General features: G+C 69.1%; 15 protein-coding genes. 3 read left to right on the top strand and 12 right to left on the bottom strand.

Features of this window, described 5'->3' with window-relative positions; genetic code table 11:
* Position 1 precedes the first annotated feature (1 nt).
* From EBL85_RS10990 to EBL85_RS10955, 8 genes are all read right to left on the bottom strand, one after another.
* Positions 2-664: a sulfotransferase family 2 domain-containing protein gene (locus EBL85_RS10990; protein WP_062275743.1), complete on the bottom strand. Its 663-nt coding sequence runs from the start codon at positions 662-664 to the stop codon at positions 2-4.
* A 69-nt stretch (positions 665-733) separates the two neighbouring features.
* Positions 734-1,639, bottom strand: a complete 906-nt coding sequence (gene xerC, locus EBL85_RS10985) for a tyrosine recombinase XerC (RefSeq protein WP_123139302.1) — start codon at positions 1,637-1,639, stop codon at positions 734-736.
* A gap of 7 nt (positions 1,640-1,646) precedes the next feature.
* The gene (locus EBL85_RS10980) at positions 1,647-2,339 is read right to left on the bottom strand and encodes a DUF484 family protein (protein ID WP_123142931.1); all 693 of its coding nucleotides are present in this window, start codon (positions 2,337-2,339) and stop codon (positions 1,647-1,649) included.
* A gap of 10 nt (positions 2,340-2,349) precedes the next feature.
* Positions 2,350-3,180, bottom strand: a complete 831-nt coding sequence (gene dapF, locus EBL85_RS10975) for a diaminopimelate epimerase (RefSeq protein ID WP_123139338.1) — start codon at positions 3,178-3,180, stop codon at positions 2,350-2,352.
* Positions 3,181-3,211: 31 nt separating this feature from the next.
* Positions 3,212-3,883: a trans-aconitate 2-methyltransferase gene (locus EBL85_RS10970; protein WP_123142930.1), complete on the bottom strand. Its 672-nt coding sequence runs from the start codon at positions 3,881-3,883 to the stop codon at positions 3,212-3,214.
* Positions 3,880-5,127 (bottom strand): diaminopimelate decarboxylase, encoded by a 1,248-nt coding sequence (gene lysA / locus EBL85_RS10965; protein WP_123139305.1) that lies wholly within the window; start codon positions 5,125-5,127, stop codon positions 3,880-3,882. The genes EBL85_RS10970 and lysA overlap by 4 nt, the downstream gene beginning before the upstream one ends.
* Before the next feature lie 22 nt (positions 5,128-5,149).
* Positions 5,150-5,338: a lipoprotein gene (locus tag EBL85_RS10960; protein WP_123142929.1), complete on the bottom strand. Its 189-nt coding sequence runs from the start codon at positions 5,336-5,338 to the stop codon at positions 5,150-5,152.
* 68 nt (positions 5,339-5,406) lie between these two features.
* A complete protein-coding gene (locus tag EBL85_RS10955) occupies positions 5,407-6,915 on the bottom strand; it encodes an HDOD domain-containing protein (RefSeq protein WP_223806121.1) in 1,509 nt (502 codons plus the stop codon).
* A gap of 212 nt (positions 6,916-7,127) precedes the next feature.
* Here EBL85_RS10955 and EBL85_RS10950 point away from each other — a divergent pair, with 212 nt between their 5' ends.
* Positions 7,128-8,024 carry a DNA ligase gene (locus tag EBL85_RS10950; RefSeq protein ID WP_123142928.1) on the top strand — a complete coding sequence of 299 codons (897 nt, stop codon included), beginning with the start codon at positions 7,128-7,130 and terminating at the stop codon, positions 8,022-8,024.
* A gap of 34 nt (positions 8,025-8,058) precedes the next feature.
* Here the strand turns inward: EBL85_RS10950 and EBL85_RS10945 are convergent, their stop codons facing one another.
* Complete coding sequence (locus EBL85_RS10945; RefSeq protein ID WP_005221769.1) at positions 8,059-8,244, bottom strand: hypothetical protein; 186 nt, start codon at positions 8,242-8,244, stop codon at positions 8,059-8,061.
* Positions 8,245-8,334: 90 nt separating this feature from the next.
* Positions 8,335-8,898, bottom strand: a complete 564-nt coding sequence (locus EBL85_RS10940) for a peptidylprolyl isomerase (protein ID WP_190287862.1) — start codon at positions 8,896-8,898, stop codon at positions 8,335-8,337.
* A 437-nt stretch (positions 8,899-9,335) separates the two neighbouring features.
* On the opposite strand from EBL85_RS10940, the gene EBL85_RS10935 reads away from it, so the two are divergent.
* Positions 9,336-9,758, top strand: coding sequence for a TerB family tellurite resistance protein (locus EBL85_RS10935; RefSeq protein ID WP_123139308.1), 423 nt, complete (start codon positions 9,336-9,338; stop codon positions 9,756-9,758).
* Positions 9,759-9,764: 6 nt separating this feature from the next.
* On the opposite strand, the gene EBL85_RS10930 is transcribed toward EBL85_RS10935, so the two are convergent.
* On the bottom strand, positions 9,765-10,517 hold the full coding sequence (locus tag EBL85_RS10930) for a sulfite exporter TauE/SafE family protein (protein ID WP_123142927.1): 753 nt from the start codon (positions 10,515-10,517) through the stop codon (positions 9,765-9,767).
* Positions 10,518-10,608: 91 nt separating this feature from the next.
* Here EBL85_RS10930 and EBL85_RS10925 point away from each other — a divergent pair, with 91 nt between their 5' ends.
* A complete protein-coding gene (locus EBL85_RS10925; protein ID WP_223806120.1) occupies positions 10,609-11,160 on the top strand; it encodes an N-acetylmuramoyl-L-alanine amidase in 552 nt (183 codons plus the stop codon).
* A gap of 7 nt (positions 11,161-11,167) precedes the next feature.
* On the opposite strand, the gene EBL85_RS10920 is transcribed toward EBL85_RS10925, so the two are convergent.
* A complete protein-coding gene (locus tag EBL85_RS10920) occupies positions 11,168-12,562 on the bottom strand; it encodes a diguanylate cyclase (protein WP_123142926.1) in 1,395 nt (464 codons plus the stop codon).
* Between the last annotated feature and the right edge of the window lie 198 nt (positions 12,563-12,760).

Below are 12,760 nucleotides of genomic sequence, written 5' to 3'. Positions count from 1 at the left end.
CTCAGTCGGGGTCGAAGCGGTAGTCGAGCAGCTCGATGTCGCGGGCGAAGTGGCGCGCCACCAGCTCGGCGGTGTCGTCGTCGTAGTAGCTGCGGTAGTCGCGCTTGCGATCGGTCGCCTTGCGCGCGTGAGGGAGAGCCGGCTGGGTGATGCCGATGCGCGCGCAGACGGTGGCGAAGTCGTCGTGGAGCTGTTCGTAGCGACCGATGAAGTCGACGATGACCTCGCCGTGGAGGTCGACCAGATAGTCGCTCTGGCGGGTGATCGAGGTGTCGACGTGGTACTGGTAGGGGCGCTCGGGGTCGAGCTTCCAGCGCAGGAAGTCGGCGAACTCCTGGTGGCCGCCGAGATAGTGCGGGCGCTCGCGACGGATGTGATGGAAGGAGCTGACCTGCAGGTCCCAGGGGTTGCGCACGAAGGCGAACTTGAACAGCGAGTCGTAGAAGGGCCGCGGCAGCAGCTCCTGGGCGAGCACCGCCTTGGCATGACGCGGCAGCTTGGTGCCGATGCGATGACCGCTGAGATGGCTCATGCGGCTGCACAGGAACATCGGGTAGTACCAGGGGTCGCGCCAGCGCAGCCCCTGGAGTGCGGCGCGCACGCTGGTGCCGCCGGTCTTGGCGATGTGGACGAAGAGGAAACGATAGCGAGGCGAGAGCAGCATGAGGGTCTCTGGGGCTGTGGAGCGGTTCCGGCGCGGGCGGCGCGCGGCGCCGGTGTTCTATCCCCGGCTTCAGCGCCGGCGCTTGGCGCGTGGATGCGCCTGGTCGTAGACCTGCGCGAGGTGCTGGAAGTCGAGGTGGGTGTAGATCTGGGTGGTGCCGATGTCGGCGTGGCCGAGCAGCTCCTGGACGGCGCGCAGATCGGCCGAGGACTCCAGCAGGTGGGTGGCGAAGCTGTGGCGCAGCATGTGCGGATGCAGCCCCTGGGCCAGCCCCTGGACCTGGGCCCACTGCGTCAGCCGTGCCTGGACGGTGCGCGGGTGGATGCGGGTGCCGCGCAGGCTGACGAACAGCGCCGGCTCCTCGGGCGCGGCGACAAAGGGACGCAGCAGTCGCCACTGGCGCAGCGCCTCGCGCGCCTTGCGCCCGACCGGTACGCGCCGGGTCTTGGCGCCCTTGCCGACGACCTCGAGCTCATCGACATCGAGCGGCACCTCGGCGAGATCCAGCGCGACCAGCTCGGCGAGGCGCAGCCCGGCGGAGTAGAAGAGCTCGATCATCGCCCCGTCGCGGATCTCCAGCACCTCCTCGCGGGGACGGTCGAGTACCGCGCAGAGCTGATCGGCCTCGAGCGTCCTGGGCAGCTTGCGCGGGGTCTTGGGGGCGCGGATGTCGAGCGCGGGGCTGGCGGTGACCAGCTCCTCGCGCAGCAACCAGCGATAGAAGGCGCGCAGGCTGGAGAGTTCGCGCTGCAGGGTGCGCCCGCCGATGCCCTCGCGATGACGCGCGCCGATATAGCGCTGCACCGTCTCGCCGTCGATGGTCTCGATCGTCACCTCGGCGTGGGCCTGCAGCCAGGCGAGGAGACGCTCGAGGTCGCGGCGATAGTTGGCGACGGTCAGCGGCGCCAGCCGACGCTCGTGGGCGAGGTGGTCGAGAAAGCGCGCGAGCAGTTGGGCTGAGGTCTCGCCGGCCATGCGCGACTCAGTCCCGTCCGCAGCGTTCGATGGTGACCGCGCTCAGCTTGTGGGCGATGATCTCGCCGAGCCGGTCGAGCAGGTCGGTGCCGAGCTCGGGGCGGAAGCGCTCGGGGTCGCTGCTGCCGATGGCGAGTACGCCGGAGCGTTCCGCGGTGCGGATGGGGACCAGGGCGGCGGTACGCACGCTCGCCGCGGCCTCGCCGAACAGTACCTCGGCCTTGTCGGCGTCGAGTGGCCCACAGAGCGCGTGTTTGCGTGCAAGGAAGTCCTTGAAGGCGGCGGTGAGCGGGTCTGGTGCGGCGGTCTCGGGGTCGAGCGGGAACAGCTTGAGGGTGACGGCGTCGGCGCGGAATTCCTGCAGTAGGGTCTCGCGCGTCTCCTCGCACAGCCGGTCGGGATCGTTGATCGCGATCAGCCGCAGCACCAGCGCGTGCAATCGGGTCGACAGCGACTCGTACTCGCGGGCGCGGGCGATGAGCTGGCCGAGACGTTGGCGCTCGGTATCGAGCTCCTGGCGCAGCGCCCGCACCTGGCGCTCGATCAGCGAGACGGCGTCGCCGGTGGGATGCGGGATCCGCAGCGTGATGAGGATCTCCGGGTGGTGCTCGAAGAAGTCGGGATGGCGCTGCAGATAGGCGGCGACCGTAGCCTCCAGCGCCTCGTCCCTGGTCTCGGGCTGCTCTGCCTGTGTGATCACGATTGACCCCTCATAGAACGATCTCCCCGTGGAACACTGATTCGGCAGGCCCGGTCATCCAGACGACGTCATCCGGGCTGCGCCAGTCGATTATAAGCCCTCCGCCCGGCAGGTCGACGCGTACGCGCTCATCGAGCAGACCGCGTAGCCGCCCACTGACCACCGCGGCGCAGGCGCCGGTGCCGCAGGCCAGGGTCTCGCCGGCACCGCGCTCGTGCACCCGCAGACGGATTGCGTCGCCGGCGAGCCGTTGCATGAAGCCGACATTGACCCGCTGCGGGAAGCGCGGGTGATGCTCGATCGCCGGCCCGAGGCGCGCCACCGGCGCGGTCTCGACGTCCTCGACCAGCAGCACCGCGTGCGGGTTGCCCATGGAGACGGCGCCGATCTGGTGGTGCTCGCCGGCGACCTCGAGGTCGTAGAGCGGCGCCTCGTGCTCGGCCTGGAAGGGGATCTCGACCGGCGCCAGCCGCGGCCGACCCATGTTGACCCGGACCTGGCCGTCGGCCTCGAGATGGAGCCGGATCGCCCCGGCGGCGGTGCCGACCGGGATCTCGTCGTGCTCGGTCAGCCCCTGCTCGCGCACGAAGCGGGCGAAGCAGCGCGCACCGTTGCCGCACTGCTCGACCTCGGAGCCGTCGGCGTTGAAGATCCGGTAGTGGAACTCGGTGCCCGGCAGCCGTGGCGGCTCGACCAGCAGGATCTGGTCGCAGCCGACGCCGAAGCGCCGATCGGCGAGCCGGCGCAACCGCTCGGGGTCGAGCGCGATGCGTTGGCGCACCGCGTCGAACACCACGAAGTCGTTGCCGAGCCCGTGCATCTTGGTGAAGCGGACCTTCATCGATTCGATCTCCTGCATGTCGCCGTCGGGCTCATCCCGGCACGCGTCCCCAGATCGCCAGATGCCGGTCGCTGACCACGCCGACCTCCAGCCCCTCGAGCCCGGCCTCGGCGAGCTGCTCGACCACCTCGCGCGGCTCGTAGGCGGCGAACAGCGAGTTGCGGAAGTCGCTGCGCAGCACCTCGGGTGCATTGGCGACATAGGTCTCGACCAGCGCCTCGGCCCAGCCCGCCGAGGGCGGGCGCAGCAGGTCCATCACCAGCACCAGGGCGTCGGGGTTGGCGTGCGCGCGCACCGTCCGCCACAGCACCTGGGGATCGTGGAGATGATGGAGCAGGCTGTTGGAGAGGATCAGGTCGTAACGGTGGTCTGCGAGCCGGCTCGAGGGCAGACGGTCGTGCACCAGCTGCCAGCGGCCGTCGAGATCGGCGGCGTCCTCGAGGGTGGCGCGGGCCCGTTCGAGCATGGTCGCGGCTCCGTCGAGCGCGTCGCAGTGCAGCCGCGGATAGGTACGCAGCAGGCGCAACACGATGTCGGCCGGGCCGCAGCCGAGGTCGAGCGCCGCCGAGCCCGGTAATCCGCCCCGCGCCTGACGGGCGAGGAGACGCATGAACAGGCTGTTGGAGTCGGAGAAGTCGGCCTCGGCATAGGCTTGCGCCTGCTCCTCGGTGTCCATCAACTCGGGCTCGGGGCGACGCTTCACGGCAGTCTCCGTTCCCCCGCGAACAGCGACTCGATCGACTCGCGCTCGCGCACCAGGTGGGCCTGATCGCCGTCGACCATGACCTCGGCGGCGCGGGGCCGGCTGTTGTAGTTCGAGCTCATGGTGAAGCCGTAGGCGCCGCTGCCGCGCACCGCCAGCAGATCATCGGGGCGGATGGCGAGCTGGCGCGACTTGCCGAGGAAGTCGCCGGTCTCGCACACCGGGCCGACGAGGTCGTAGCGCTGGGTCTCGAGCGTGGGGTCGAGGTGGACCGGGACGATCTCCTGCTCGGCCTGATAGAGCGCCGGGCGCAGCAGGTCGTTCATGGCGCCGTCGACGATGGCGAAGTGACGCGCCTCGGTCGGCTTGAGGTACTCGACGCGGGTGAGCAGCACGCCGGCGTTGCCGGCGATGGCGCGCCCAGGCTCGATGAGGATCTCGTAGGGCTTGCCGGCGAGGCGGTGACGGATGGCGGCGGCATAGGCGGCCGGATCGGGCGGCAGCTCGTCGCGATAGCGGATGCCGAGCCCGCCGCCGAGATCGAGGTGTTCGATGGCGATACCGGCCTCGGCGAGACGGTCGGCGAGGGCGAGCACCCGGTCGAGGGCGTCGATGAAGGGGGCGAGGTCGGTGAGCTGCGAGCCGATGTGGCAGTCGATGCCGGTGACCCGCAGGTTGGGCCGCGCGGCGGCGTCGCGATAGACCGCCTCGGCGGTGCGGATGTCGATGCCGAACTTGTTCTCGCGCAGTCCGGTGGAGATGTAGGGATGGGTGCGGGCGTCGACGTCGGGGTTGACCCGCAGCGACACCGGGGCGATCACGCCGAGTTCGCCGGCGACCTGATCGAGCCGGTCGAGTTCGGCCTCGGACTCGAGGTTGAAGCAGCGGATGCCGACCTCGAGGGCGCGACGCATCTCGTCGGCGCGCTTGCCGACCCCGGAGAAGACCACCCGTGACGGATCGCCGCCGGCGGCGAGCACGCGTTCGAGTTCGCCCACCGAGACGATGTCGAAGCCCGAGCCGAGCCGCGCCAGGGTGTCGAGCACGGCGAGGTTGGAGTTGGCCTTGACGGCGAAGCAGACCAGGTGCGGATGCTCGCCGAAGGCGCGGTCGAAGGCGTGCCAGTGACGCTCCAGGGTCGCCCTGGAGTAGATGTAGCACGGGGTGCCGAAGCGTTCGGCGATCTCGGTGAGGGGGACGGACTCGGCGTGGAGCAGGTCGTCTCGATAGTTGAAGTGATCCATGCGGCGTCGATGTGGTGCTCGGCTAGGGCTGATCGGCGGCGGGGACGGCGGCGTCGGTGACGTCGGGCAGGTCTCCGTCGGTGGCGGCTGGCGTTGCCGGCTCCGGCTCGGGCAAATAGAGCGGGCCCTTCTGGCCGCATGCACCGAGCATGCTGACGGTCCCGAGCACCAGGATGATGGCGATGAACAGATAACGGGCCCAGCAGAGCATTGGAGCGTCTCACGCGAAAAGGGGTTGAGTCGGGCCTCTAGTATACATTCCAGCGCCCGCGACGCGGGTCAGCGCGCGCGCCGCCGTGCCGCCAGGGTCAGCCCCTGGCTGGCCTGCTTGGCGAAGTGCTGGAAGTCCTCGAACAATGGCTCGGTGAGGGCGCGCGCGCTGCTGGCGCGATCGGCGTAGAGCAGCCCGATGCCCTGTCCGGCGATCTCGATCGGGGCGATCATGAAGGGGGTGCGGCCGAGCGCCTGGATCACCGTGGCCGGTACGTCGGCGAGCGCCTCGCCACGGATGCAGCGTGCCTGCTGGCGCTCGATGACCGTGAACAGCAGATGGTTCTGACCCGGCAGGCGGGTGAACTGGAAGCGGGCGAGCAATCGCTCGGATTCGCTGCCGAGCGTGTATCTGGCCTTGAGGGTACGCTTGTCCGGGGTGATCAGGGCGAACACCACCCGATCCATGCCGACGCCGCGGTGGATGCCCTCGAGCGCCAGGGTCATCACCTGATTGAGGCTGGCCGTGCCGCTCTCGATCAGCGTCGAGAGCTCGCGCAGCACGCGCAGCTGGAGCTGGGCGTCGGGTTCGGGGGCGGTGCTCTCGGCGTCTGTCGTCGTCGCCGCCGCCGCTGCTGTCTCGGTGGCTGTCTCGGGCGTCGGCTGGTCTGACGTCTCCTGCTGTTGCGGGATGTGCGGGGCAGCGATCTGGGCACCGATGACGGCGGCCACCTCGGCCGCCTCGCTGGCATTGTGCTGCAGCATCTTGTGGGTCTCGCCGATCGCCAGGTCGATCATCTTGGCTGCGCGCTTGACCAGTTTCTCCATCGGCTCGGTATGCCAGCCGCCGTCCTCGGCGCAGAGCGCGATCTGCTGACCGAGCACCACGGTCTGGACCCGCTCGTCGAGCACGCTGGGGGTGACGATCGCCTCGCGCACCAGCTCGTTGAGGTTCCATACCTTTGCCAGCTGGCCGCTGAGCTGGTTGAGACGAAAGCCGAGGATGCGCTCCTGGGCGCGCTCGGGGAGGGTGGTGGGCTGCTGGCGGTAGAGCTGGTCGAGCGCCTCGGCCTGCTCGCCGCCGAAGCACCAGAAGGCCAGCTCGCCGATGCGGTGGAGCAGGGCGGCGATGAAGACCTCCTCGGGGGCCTTGTCCTCGCGCGCGGTGGCGATCGAACGGGCCTGGATCGCCGCGTGGAGGGCGCGCGCCAGTTCGCGCGCGACACGCTCGCGGGTCGCCCCCTCGATGGTGTCGTCGACCAGGGTCGCGGCCAGGCACATGTTGCTCACGGCATTGAAGCCGAGCACCACCACGGCGCGGTTGACCGTGGTCAGGCTGTGGCCCGTGCTGGCGCCGGCCGGGTTGTAATGGACGGAGTTGGCGAGCTTGAGGATGCGGGTGGTGAGCGAGGGATCCTGCATGATCACCTGGGCCAGGGCGGCGGCGGGCGCCAGTTCGTCCTCGGAGACACGCAACACCTGATGCACGGTGTTGTTGAAGATCGGCATCTCGTGATGCTGGATCAACTCGACCCATTCGGCCAGACGGCGTTTCTGCGGGGTGCGTTGCGTGTTCAAGGCAGGCTCCTGGCGGGATGGCTGCTGCGTGCTGGCCCAGGTGCGTCCGGTTGATGCGGTGCTGAAAGAGGAGGGCAGTTTACCGGTTTTCCGGTGGACGGCGTATCTGCGGCACGCCCCGTGTCCGTGCGCCCGTCCGATTCGGCCTCGTATCAAGCGGCGCTGCACTAGCCTTGTCCGGATCATCATGAGGGCGAACCGGGGACGACAAAATGCTCTTGCGACCGCTGCTGCTGGCCGTCTTGCTCGTGCCGGCCTCCGCTCTCGCCACGACCGACGCATGGCCCGTCGGCTGCACGCCCGGTGCGCCGATCGGTGAGCGTGGTGGCGAGGCGCCCCCGGCGCTGACCCTGGCCGGGGTCTATCGGCGGGGCCTGCCCGTCGCCGATTATTGGGTCAGCGAGAAGCTCGACGGGGTGCGCGCCTACTGGGACGGGCGGCGTCTGGTCAGTCGCGGCGGTCGGGCGATCGTCGCGCCGGCGCAGTTCACCGCCGGCTGGCCGCGACTCGCGCTCGATGGTGAGCTGTGGATGGGGCGGGGGACCTTCGACCGGCTGTCCGGGATCGTGCGTCGTCAACGGCCCGACCCGGACGCGTGGCGCGCGGTGCGTTACATGGTGTTCGACCTGCCCGGGTGCGGGCTTGATTTCGATGGCCGCTTGGCTGCCCTGCGCCAGCTCTTCGCCGTGCCGCAGCCGGCGTCGCTGCAGCTGATCGAGCAGTGGCGCGGCCGCGATCATGCGCACTTGATGATGCGGTTGCGTCGGGTGGTTGCCGCCGGGGGCGAGGGGCTGATGCTGCACCGCGCCGCTGCGCCCTATCGGGCGGGGCGCGGCGATGATCTGCTCAAGCTCAAGCCCTATCTCGACGCCGAGGCGCGGGTGATCGCCCACCTGCCCGGCAAGGGGCGGCTGCGCGGGATGGTCGGGGCGCTGCTGGTGGAGGATGCCGAGGGGCGGCGCTTTCGTCTCGGTAGCGGTCTGAGCGATGCCGAACGGCAGGCGCCGCCGCCGGTCGGCAGCTGGGTGACCTTCAGGTATCAGGGCTACACCGGTAACGGCATTCCGCGCTTTGCGCGTTATCTGCGGGTGCGGACGGCGGAGGAGTGAGGGGGGCTGGGGCGCGTCCCTGCGCCATCGCAGGCTAGCGCAGTGTGCGCAGGATCGCCGCCTCGATCTGGCGGGCATGGGGGTGTTCGCGATCGGCGCCGTGCGGGTGCACGGTCTCGAGTTCGCTCCAGGTCTGCAGACGCGGCTGGCGCTCGGGTGCCTGCTCGAGCGGCTGGCGCCGTGGGTCGAGGAAGGTGTCGCGAGGGTCTGGGATACGCATGGCTGAGTCCTCGTTCGCGTCGGTTGGTAGCTTGTTGTTAAGGGTGGGGGTGGTGGACACCAGACCAAGGGCCCACCCCCCCCCCGGGGGTCACAGTGCCCGACAGTCCTCCAGCATCACCGCTGTCCGGGTGCGCCCGGAGCGCGAGCCCTCGGCCTCCATCGCCTTGATGACCTCGATGCCGTCGACGACCTGGCCGAAGACCACGTGCTTGCCGTCGAGCCAGGGGGTGGGAGCGACGGTGATGAAGAACTGCGAGCCGTTGGTGTCGGGGCCGGCATTGGCCATCGACAGCATGCCGGGGCGGTCGTGACGCCGTTCGAAGTTCTCGTCGGGGAAGCGCTCGCCATAGATCGAGCGGCCACCGGTGCCGTTGCCGTTGGTGAAGTCGCCGCCCTGGATCATGAAGCCGGGGATGATGCGGTGGAAGGGGCTGCCGGCGTAGGCGAGGTCGTCCCCGCGCTCACCGGTGCAGAGCGCGCGAAAGTTCTCCGCGGTCTTCGGGGTGGTGTCGGCGAACAGCTCCAGGGTGACGGTGCCGGCCGGCTCGCCGCCGATGGAGACGTCCATCGCGACACGGGGATTGGCCGCCAGCGCGGAGGTGGCGATGGTGGCGAGCGCCACCGCGGCGAATGAGGTCAGGGATCTGGACATGCGGGCTCCTGGATGATCGCGGTTGCACGGGTCCGGCAAGTCGAGCGGCCGCTCCGTCACCTCTAAAGCTTAAGGTCGGCGTGGAGCGGGCGGCGCGATGCAGGTCACGCCGCGACCCGTCTGGGCTCGCCCCATTGTGGTGCCACTCGACGGTTAGGTGCAATCGGCGGAGTCAGCTATCAGCCGTCTTCAGTCTCCAGCCGCCAGCCGCCAGCCGCCAGCCATCAGCCATTAGCCGCCAGTCGCCAGTCGCCAGCCAGCGACCAGCAAAGGCGGTGCGCGACGCCTTTGCTTCCGCGACGGTGGTCGAGGACGACCGCCCACTGGAGGCTGATGGCTGGCGGCTGGAGACTAAAGGCGACTGATGATGACTCGTGCCGGATCCGGGGTCTGTGCGATGATCGTGGCAGTCCCATTCGTCATCAGCTGGAGCAGGTATGTCGACGCTCGAACTCACTCCCTATCCCGACAACAGCGCCGAGGCGCTGCTGCGGGTGATCACCCTCTTCATCGTCAGCGACGGCGAGGTCGCCGATGGTGAGCTGGAGATCCTCGACGATCTCGGGGTGTTCGAGACCCTGGGCGTCGACCACAACCGTTTCGCCGAGGTCTTCGATGCCTATTGCGACGACCTGATCGCCCATGCCGGCACCGCGCGCTATGTCGGGTTGAACGACCCGGAGTGGATCGACGCGGTGCTCGCCCCGGTCACCGAGGTCTCGCGACGGCGTCTGCTCGCGCGAGTCCTGCTGCTGGTGGCGCGCGCCGACGGCCATTTCGCCGACAGCGAGCTGGCGATCTATCGGCGCATCCTCGAGCGCTGGGAGATCGATCTCGACTCGCTTGCCGAGGCCGACTGAACCGTCTCACCAGGCCTCGATGATCAGCAGTGCGGCGATCGCCCAGAGCGCGCCGCGCAGCCAGTTGCGGTAGCTCGTCCCACCATGACGGCGCCGCACCCGGATGCCGATCCACAGCGCCAGCAGCACCGCCGGGAGCAGCACCAGCGCCAGACCGAGCACCGCGGGGTCGAGCGCATCGCGACTGGCGAAGCCGAGTACCTGGCCGCTCTTGCTGGTGATGAAGCTGAGGTTGAAGGTTGCGACCATCAGCACCGGGTTCATCCGGGTGTAGAGGGCGAAGGCCACCACCACCGGGGCGAAGATGTTGATCAGCCCTGCCAGCAGACCCATGCTCAGTCCGAGCAGTGCCAGCGCCCAGTGCGGCACCTGGCGCTCCGGGCCGCTGCCCTGACGGCGCTCGAGCAGCAGGAAGGCGACCAGCACCAGCGCCAGCAGGATCTGGAAGGGCTGCGGGTCGATGCTGAGCAGCAACTGGGTGCCGATCAGACTGCCGATCATGGTGCTCACCGGGAGCGGCCAGAAACGGCGCAGCGCCTCGCGCCAGTGTCGCTCGTGGGCGATGCTCACCAGGTTGATGAGGATGGTCGGGATCAGGGTCAGCAGGATCGCCATGCGCAGGTCCATCACCAGCGCCAGCAGCGGGGTGGCGAGCAACGGGAAGCCGAAGCCGAGGGCGCCGTGGGCGAAGGCGGCGACGGTGAGGATGACGAGGGTGGCGAGATCGGTCAGGGAGAGGATGGCCGGATCCTCCTGCAAGGCGGATTCAAGCCCTCCAGCATAGCCGAGATCGCCTGCGTGGGCGTGCTCGAGATGCGGCCGAGGCCGCCGGAGGTGGGGCATGGGGGGGATGGCGAGATACGGGCGCTGGCTGCTCGGCCTGCTCTTGCTGCTCGGGCTCGGCGCGACGCCGGCGCGCGAGATCGATCTGGTGGTGATCCATGCCACCGGCGGTCCGGGCTGCAAGGCGGGGCGGCTGTGGCACTCCGGGGGCGGTACGCTCGAGTCCAACCGGCGTCATTTCGCCCGCAACCCGGGCATCAGCTATCACTATCTGATCGGTCGCGACGGCACCACGGTGACGGGGACGCCGGTGGCCGAGGTCGCCCATCACGCCCGCGGTCACAATGCCCGCTCGGTCGGCATCGAGCTGGTCAACGACGGCGATGGTCGCGACCCCTTTCCCGAGGTCCAGATCCAGGCGCTGATCGCGCTGCTGCGCCCGCTGCTCGTCGCCCATGACCTGACCCCGGCGCAGATACGTGGTCATGGCGAACTCGATACCCGCAGCTTCGTCTGCGGCGGGCGGCGCTACAAGTCGAAGGTCGATCCCGGCGGCGCCTATCCGGGGTTCGCGGGCAATTTCCCCTGGTCCCGGGTGCGCGAGGCGCTGATGCGCTGAGTCGGCCTCAGAGTCCGTGAGCGTTGCCGGCGAGGCGCTGTAGCTCGTCGTCCGAGGGGGTCCAGCAGGCGATCCGGTCGCGTCCGGCCTGCTTGGCGGCGTAGAGCTTGCGATCGGCGCATTCGAGCAGGGTCGAGACCCTGGTCCTGAATCCACCGACGAGTTCGGCGACGCCGATGCTGATGGTCAGCGAGAGCGCTCCCTGATCGGTCTCGATCGGGGTGTCGGCGATGCACTGGCGCAACCGCTCGGCGGTCTCGCTGGCGGTGCTGAGGTCGGTCTCGGGGAGCAGCGCGGCGAATTCCTCGCCGCCGTAGCGACAGAGGATGTCGCTGTGGCGCAGGTTGAGCTTGAGTTCGCTGGCGATGGTCTGCAGCACCTGATCGCCGATGAGGTGGCCGTGACGGTCGTTGATCGACTTGAAGTGATCGATGTCGATCATCAGCGCGCTGGTCGGCGTGCGCTTGCGCGCCGCCTGGGCCAGGCTCTGCTCGGCCAGCGACCAGAACTGACGGCGGTTGAACAAGCCGGTCAGAGGGTCGGAGATGGCCAGTTGCTCGAGGGTGCGCTCGAGCTGTTTCTGCTCGGTGATGTCGCGTGAATAGAGCGCCAGCTGCGAGACCTGACGGTGCGCGTTGCAGACCGGGTAGAGGGTGTGGTCGAACCAGCGGTCGCGATATTGCTCCTGGAAGCGGATCGGCTCGGCGCTGGCGATCACCTTCCTGAGCTGACGGTGCAGGTTGGCGGCGACCTCGGTCGGGAGCCGCGCGAACAGGCTGCTGCCGATCAGCTGTTGGCGGTCGCAGCGCAGCTGGCGCGCGGTCATGTCGTTGCAGGCGATCAGCTTGCCGGTGGCGTCCATCAGCAGCATCGAGTCCTCGGGGGTATCGAGCAGCGCGCGCAGTGTCGCCTGATGGTCGCGCAGTGCTTGTTCGGCGCGCTTGTAGGCCGAGATGTCGGTGATGAAGCCCTCGAGGGTGAACAGTTCGCCGTGATCGGACCACAGTCCCCAGCCGCGCTCCCAGGCCCAGCGGATCTCGCCGTCGATGTGGTTGATGCGGTACTCGACCTCGAAGGTGCGTTGCTCGCCGAGCGCCAGCTGGACCTGATCCCACACCCGGCTGCGATCCTCGGGGTGGATCAGGTCTGAGTAGATGACCCGCGAGCGCATCAGCGCCTCGGGGGGGTGGCCGGTGAGCGCCAGGCAGCCGGCGCTGACGTAGTCCATGGTCCAGTTGCTGTCGTTCTGGCAGCGGTAGGCCATGCCGGGGAAGTTATCGAGCAGGGCGGCGGTGTCGGGGCCGCGCGTCCTGTGCTGCGCTCGTTCGAGTTCGTTGATACGGCGCTTCAGCGCGGCGTTCTCGATACGCAGTTGCTCGCTGTCGGGGCCGGGGGGATGCATTGACCACTGCCTCCGCGAGATGCCGCAGTCGGGGTGCGGCTTGACCGATATGGATAGAGATGCTGCGCGATGGCCCGGGACGAGGCCCGCTCGACCGATGGCGAGATTCGGCGCCAGTGGGTCGTGCACGGGAGCGCTCTCTAACAAGCATGGCCCAGTGCGGGTGGCACGCCAAGTGGGACGGGGGGCGGCGGGGGG

Origin of the sequence: Marichromatium sp. AB32, from assembly GCF_003718675.1 — a bacterium.
Taxonomy (GTDB): Bacteria; Pseudomonadota; Gammaproteobacteria; order Chromatiales; family Chromatiaceae; genus Marichromatium; species Marichromatium gracile.
This window is presented reverse-complemented; position numbering and strand designations above follow the sequence as displayed.

Bases quoted from the DNA above. Each gene is read 5' to 3' on its own strand.
- xerC (WP_123139302.1), bottom strand. From the start codon at position 1,639: ATGGCCGGCGAGACCTCAGCCCAACTGCTCGCGCGCTTTCTCGACCAC.
- EBL85_RS10945 (WP_005221769.1), bottom strand. From the start codon at position 8,244: ATGCGTATCCCAGACCCTCGCGACACCTTCCTCGACCCACGGCGCCAG.
- EBL85_RS10950 (WP_123142928.1), top strand. From the start codon at position 7,128: ATGCTCTTGCGACCGCTGCTGCTGGCCGTCTTGCTCGTGCCGGCCTCC.
- EBL85_RS10935 (WP_123139308.1), top strand. From the start codon at position 9,336: ATGTCGACGCTCGAACTCACTCCCTATCCCGACAACAGCGCCGAGGCG.
- dapF (WP_123139338.1), bottom strand. From the start codon at position 3,180: ATGAAGGTCCGCTTCACCAAGATGCACGGGCTCGGCAACGACTTCGTG.
- EBL85_RS10925 (WP_223806120.1), top strand. From the start codon at position 10,609: ATGGCGAGATACGGGCGCTGGCTGCTCGGCCTGCTCTTGCTGCTCGGG.
- EBL85_RS10960 (WP_123142929.1), bottom strand. From the start codon at position 5,338: ATGCTCTGCTGGGCCCGTTATCTGTTCATCGCCATCATCCTGGTGCTC.
- lysA (WP_123139305.1), bottom strand. From the start codon at position 5,127: ATGGATCACTTCAACTATCGAGACGACCTGCTCCACGCCGAGTCCGTC.
- EBL85_RS10990 (WP_062275743.1), bottom strand. From the start codon at position 664: ATGCTGCTCTCGCCTCGCTATCGTTTCCTCTTCGTCCACATCGCCAAG.
- EBL85_RS10940 (WP_190287862.1), bottom strand. From the start codon at position 8,898: ATGTCCAGATCCCTGACCTCATTCGCCGCGGTGGCGCTCGCCACCATC.
- EBL85_RS10920 (WP_123142926.1), bottom strand. From the start codon at position 12,562: ATGCATCCCCCCGGCCCCGACAGCGAGCAACTGCGTATCGAGAACGCC.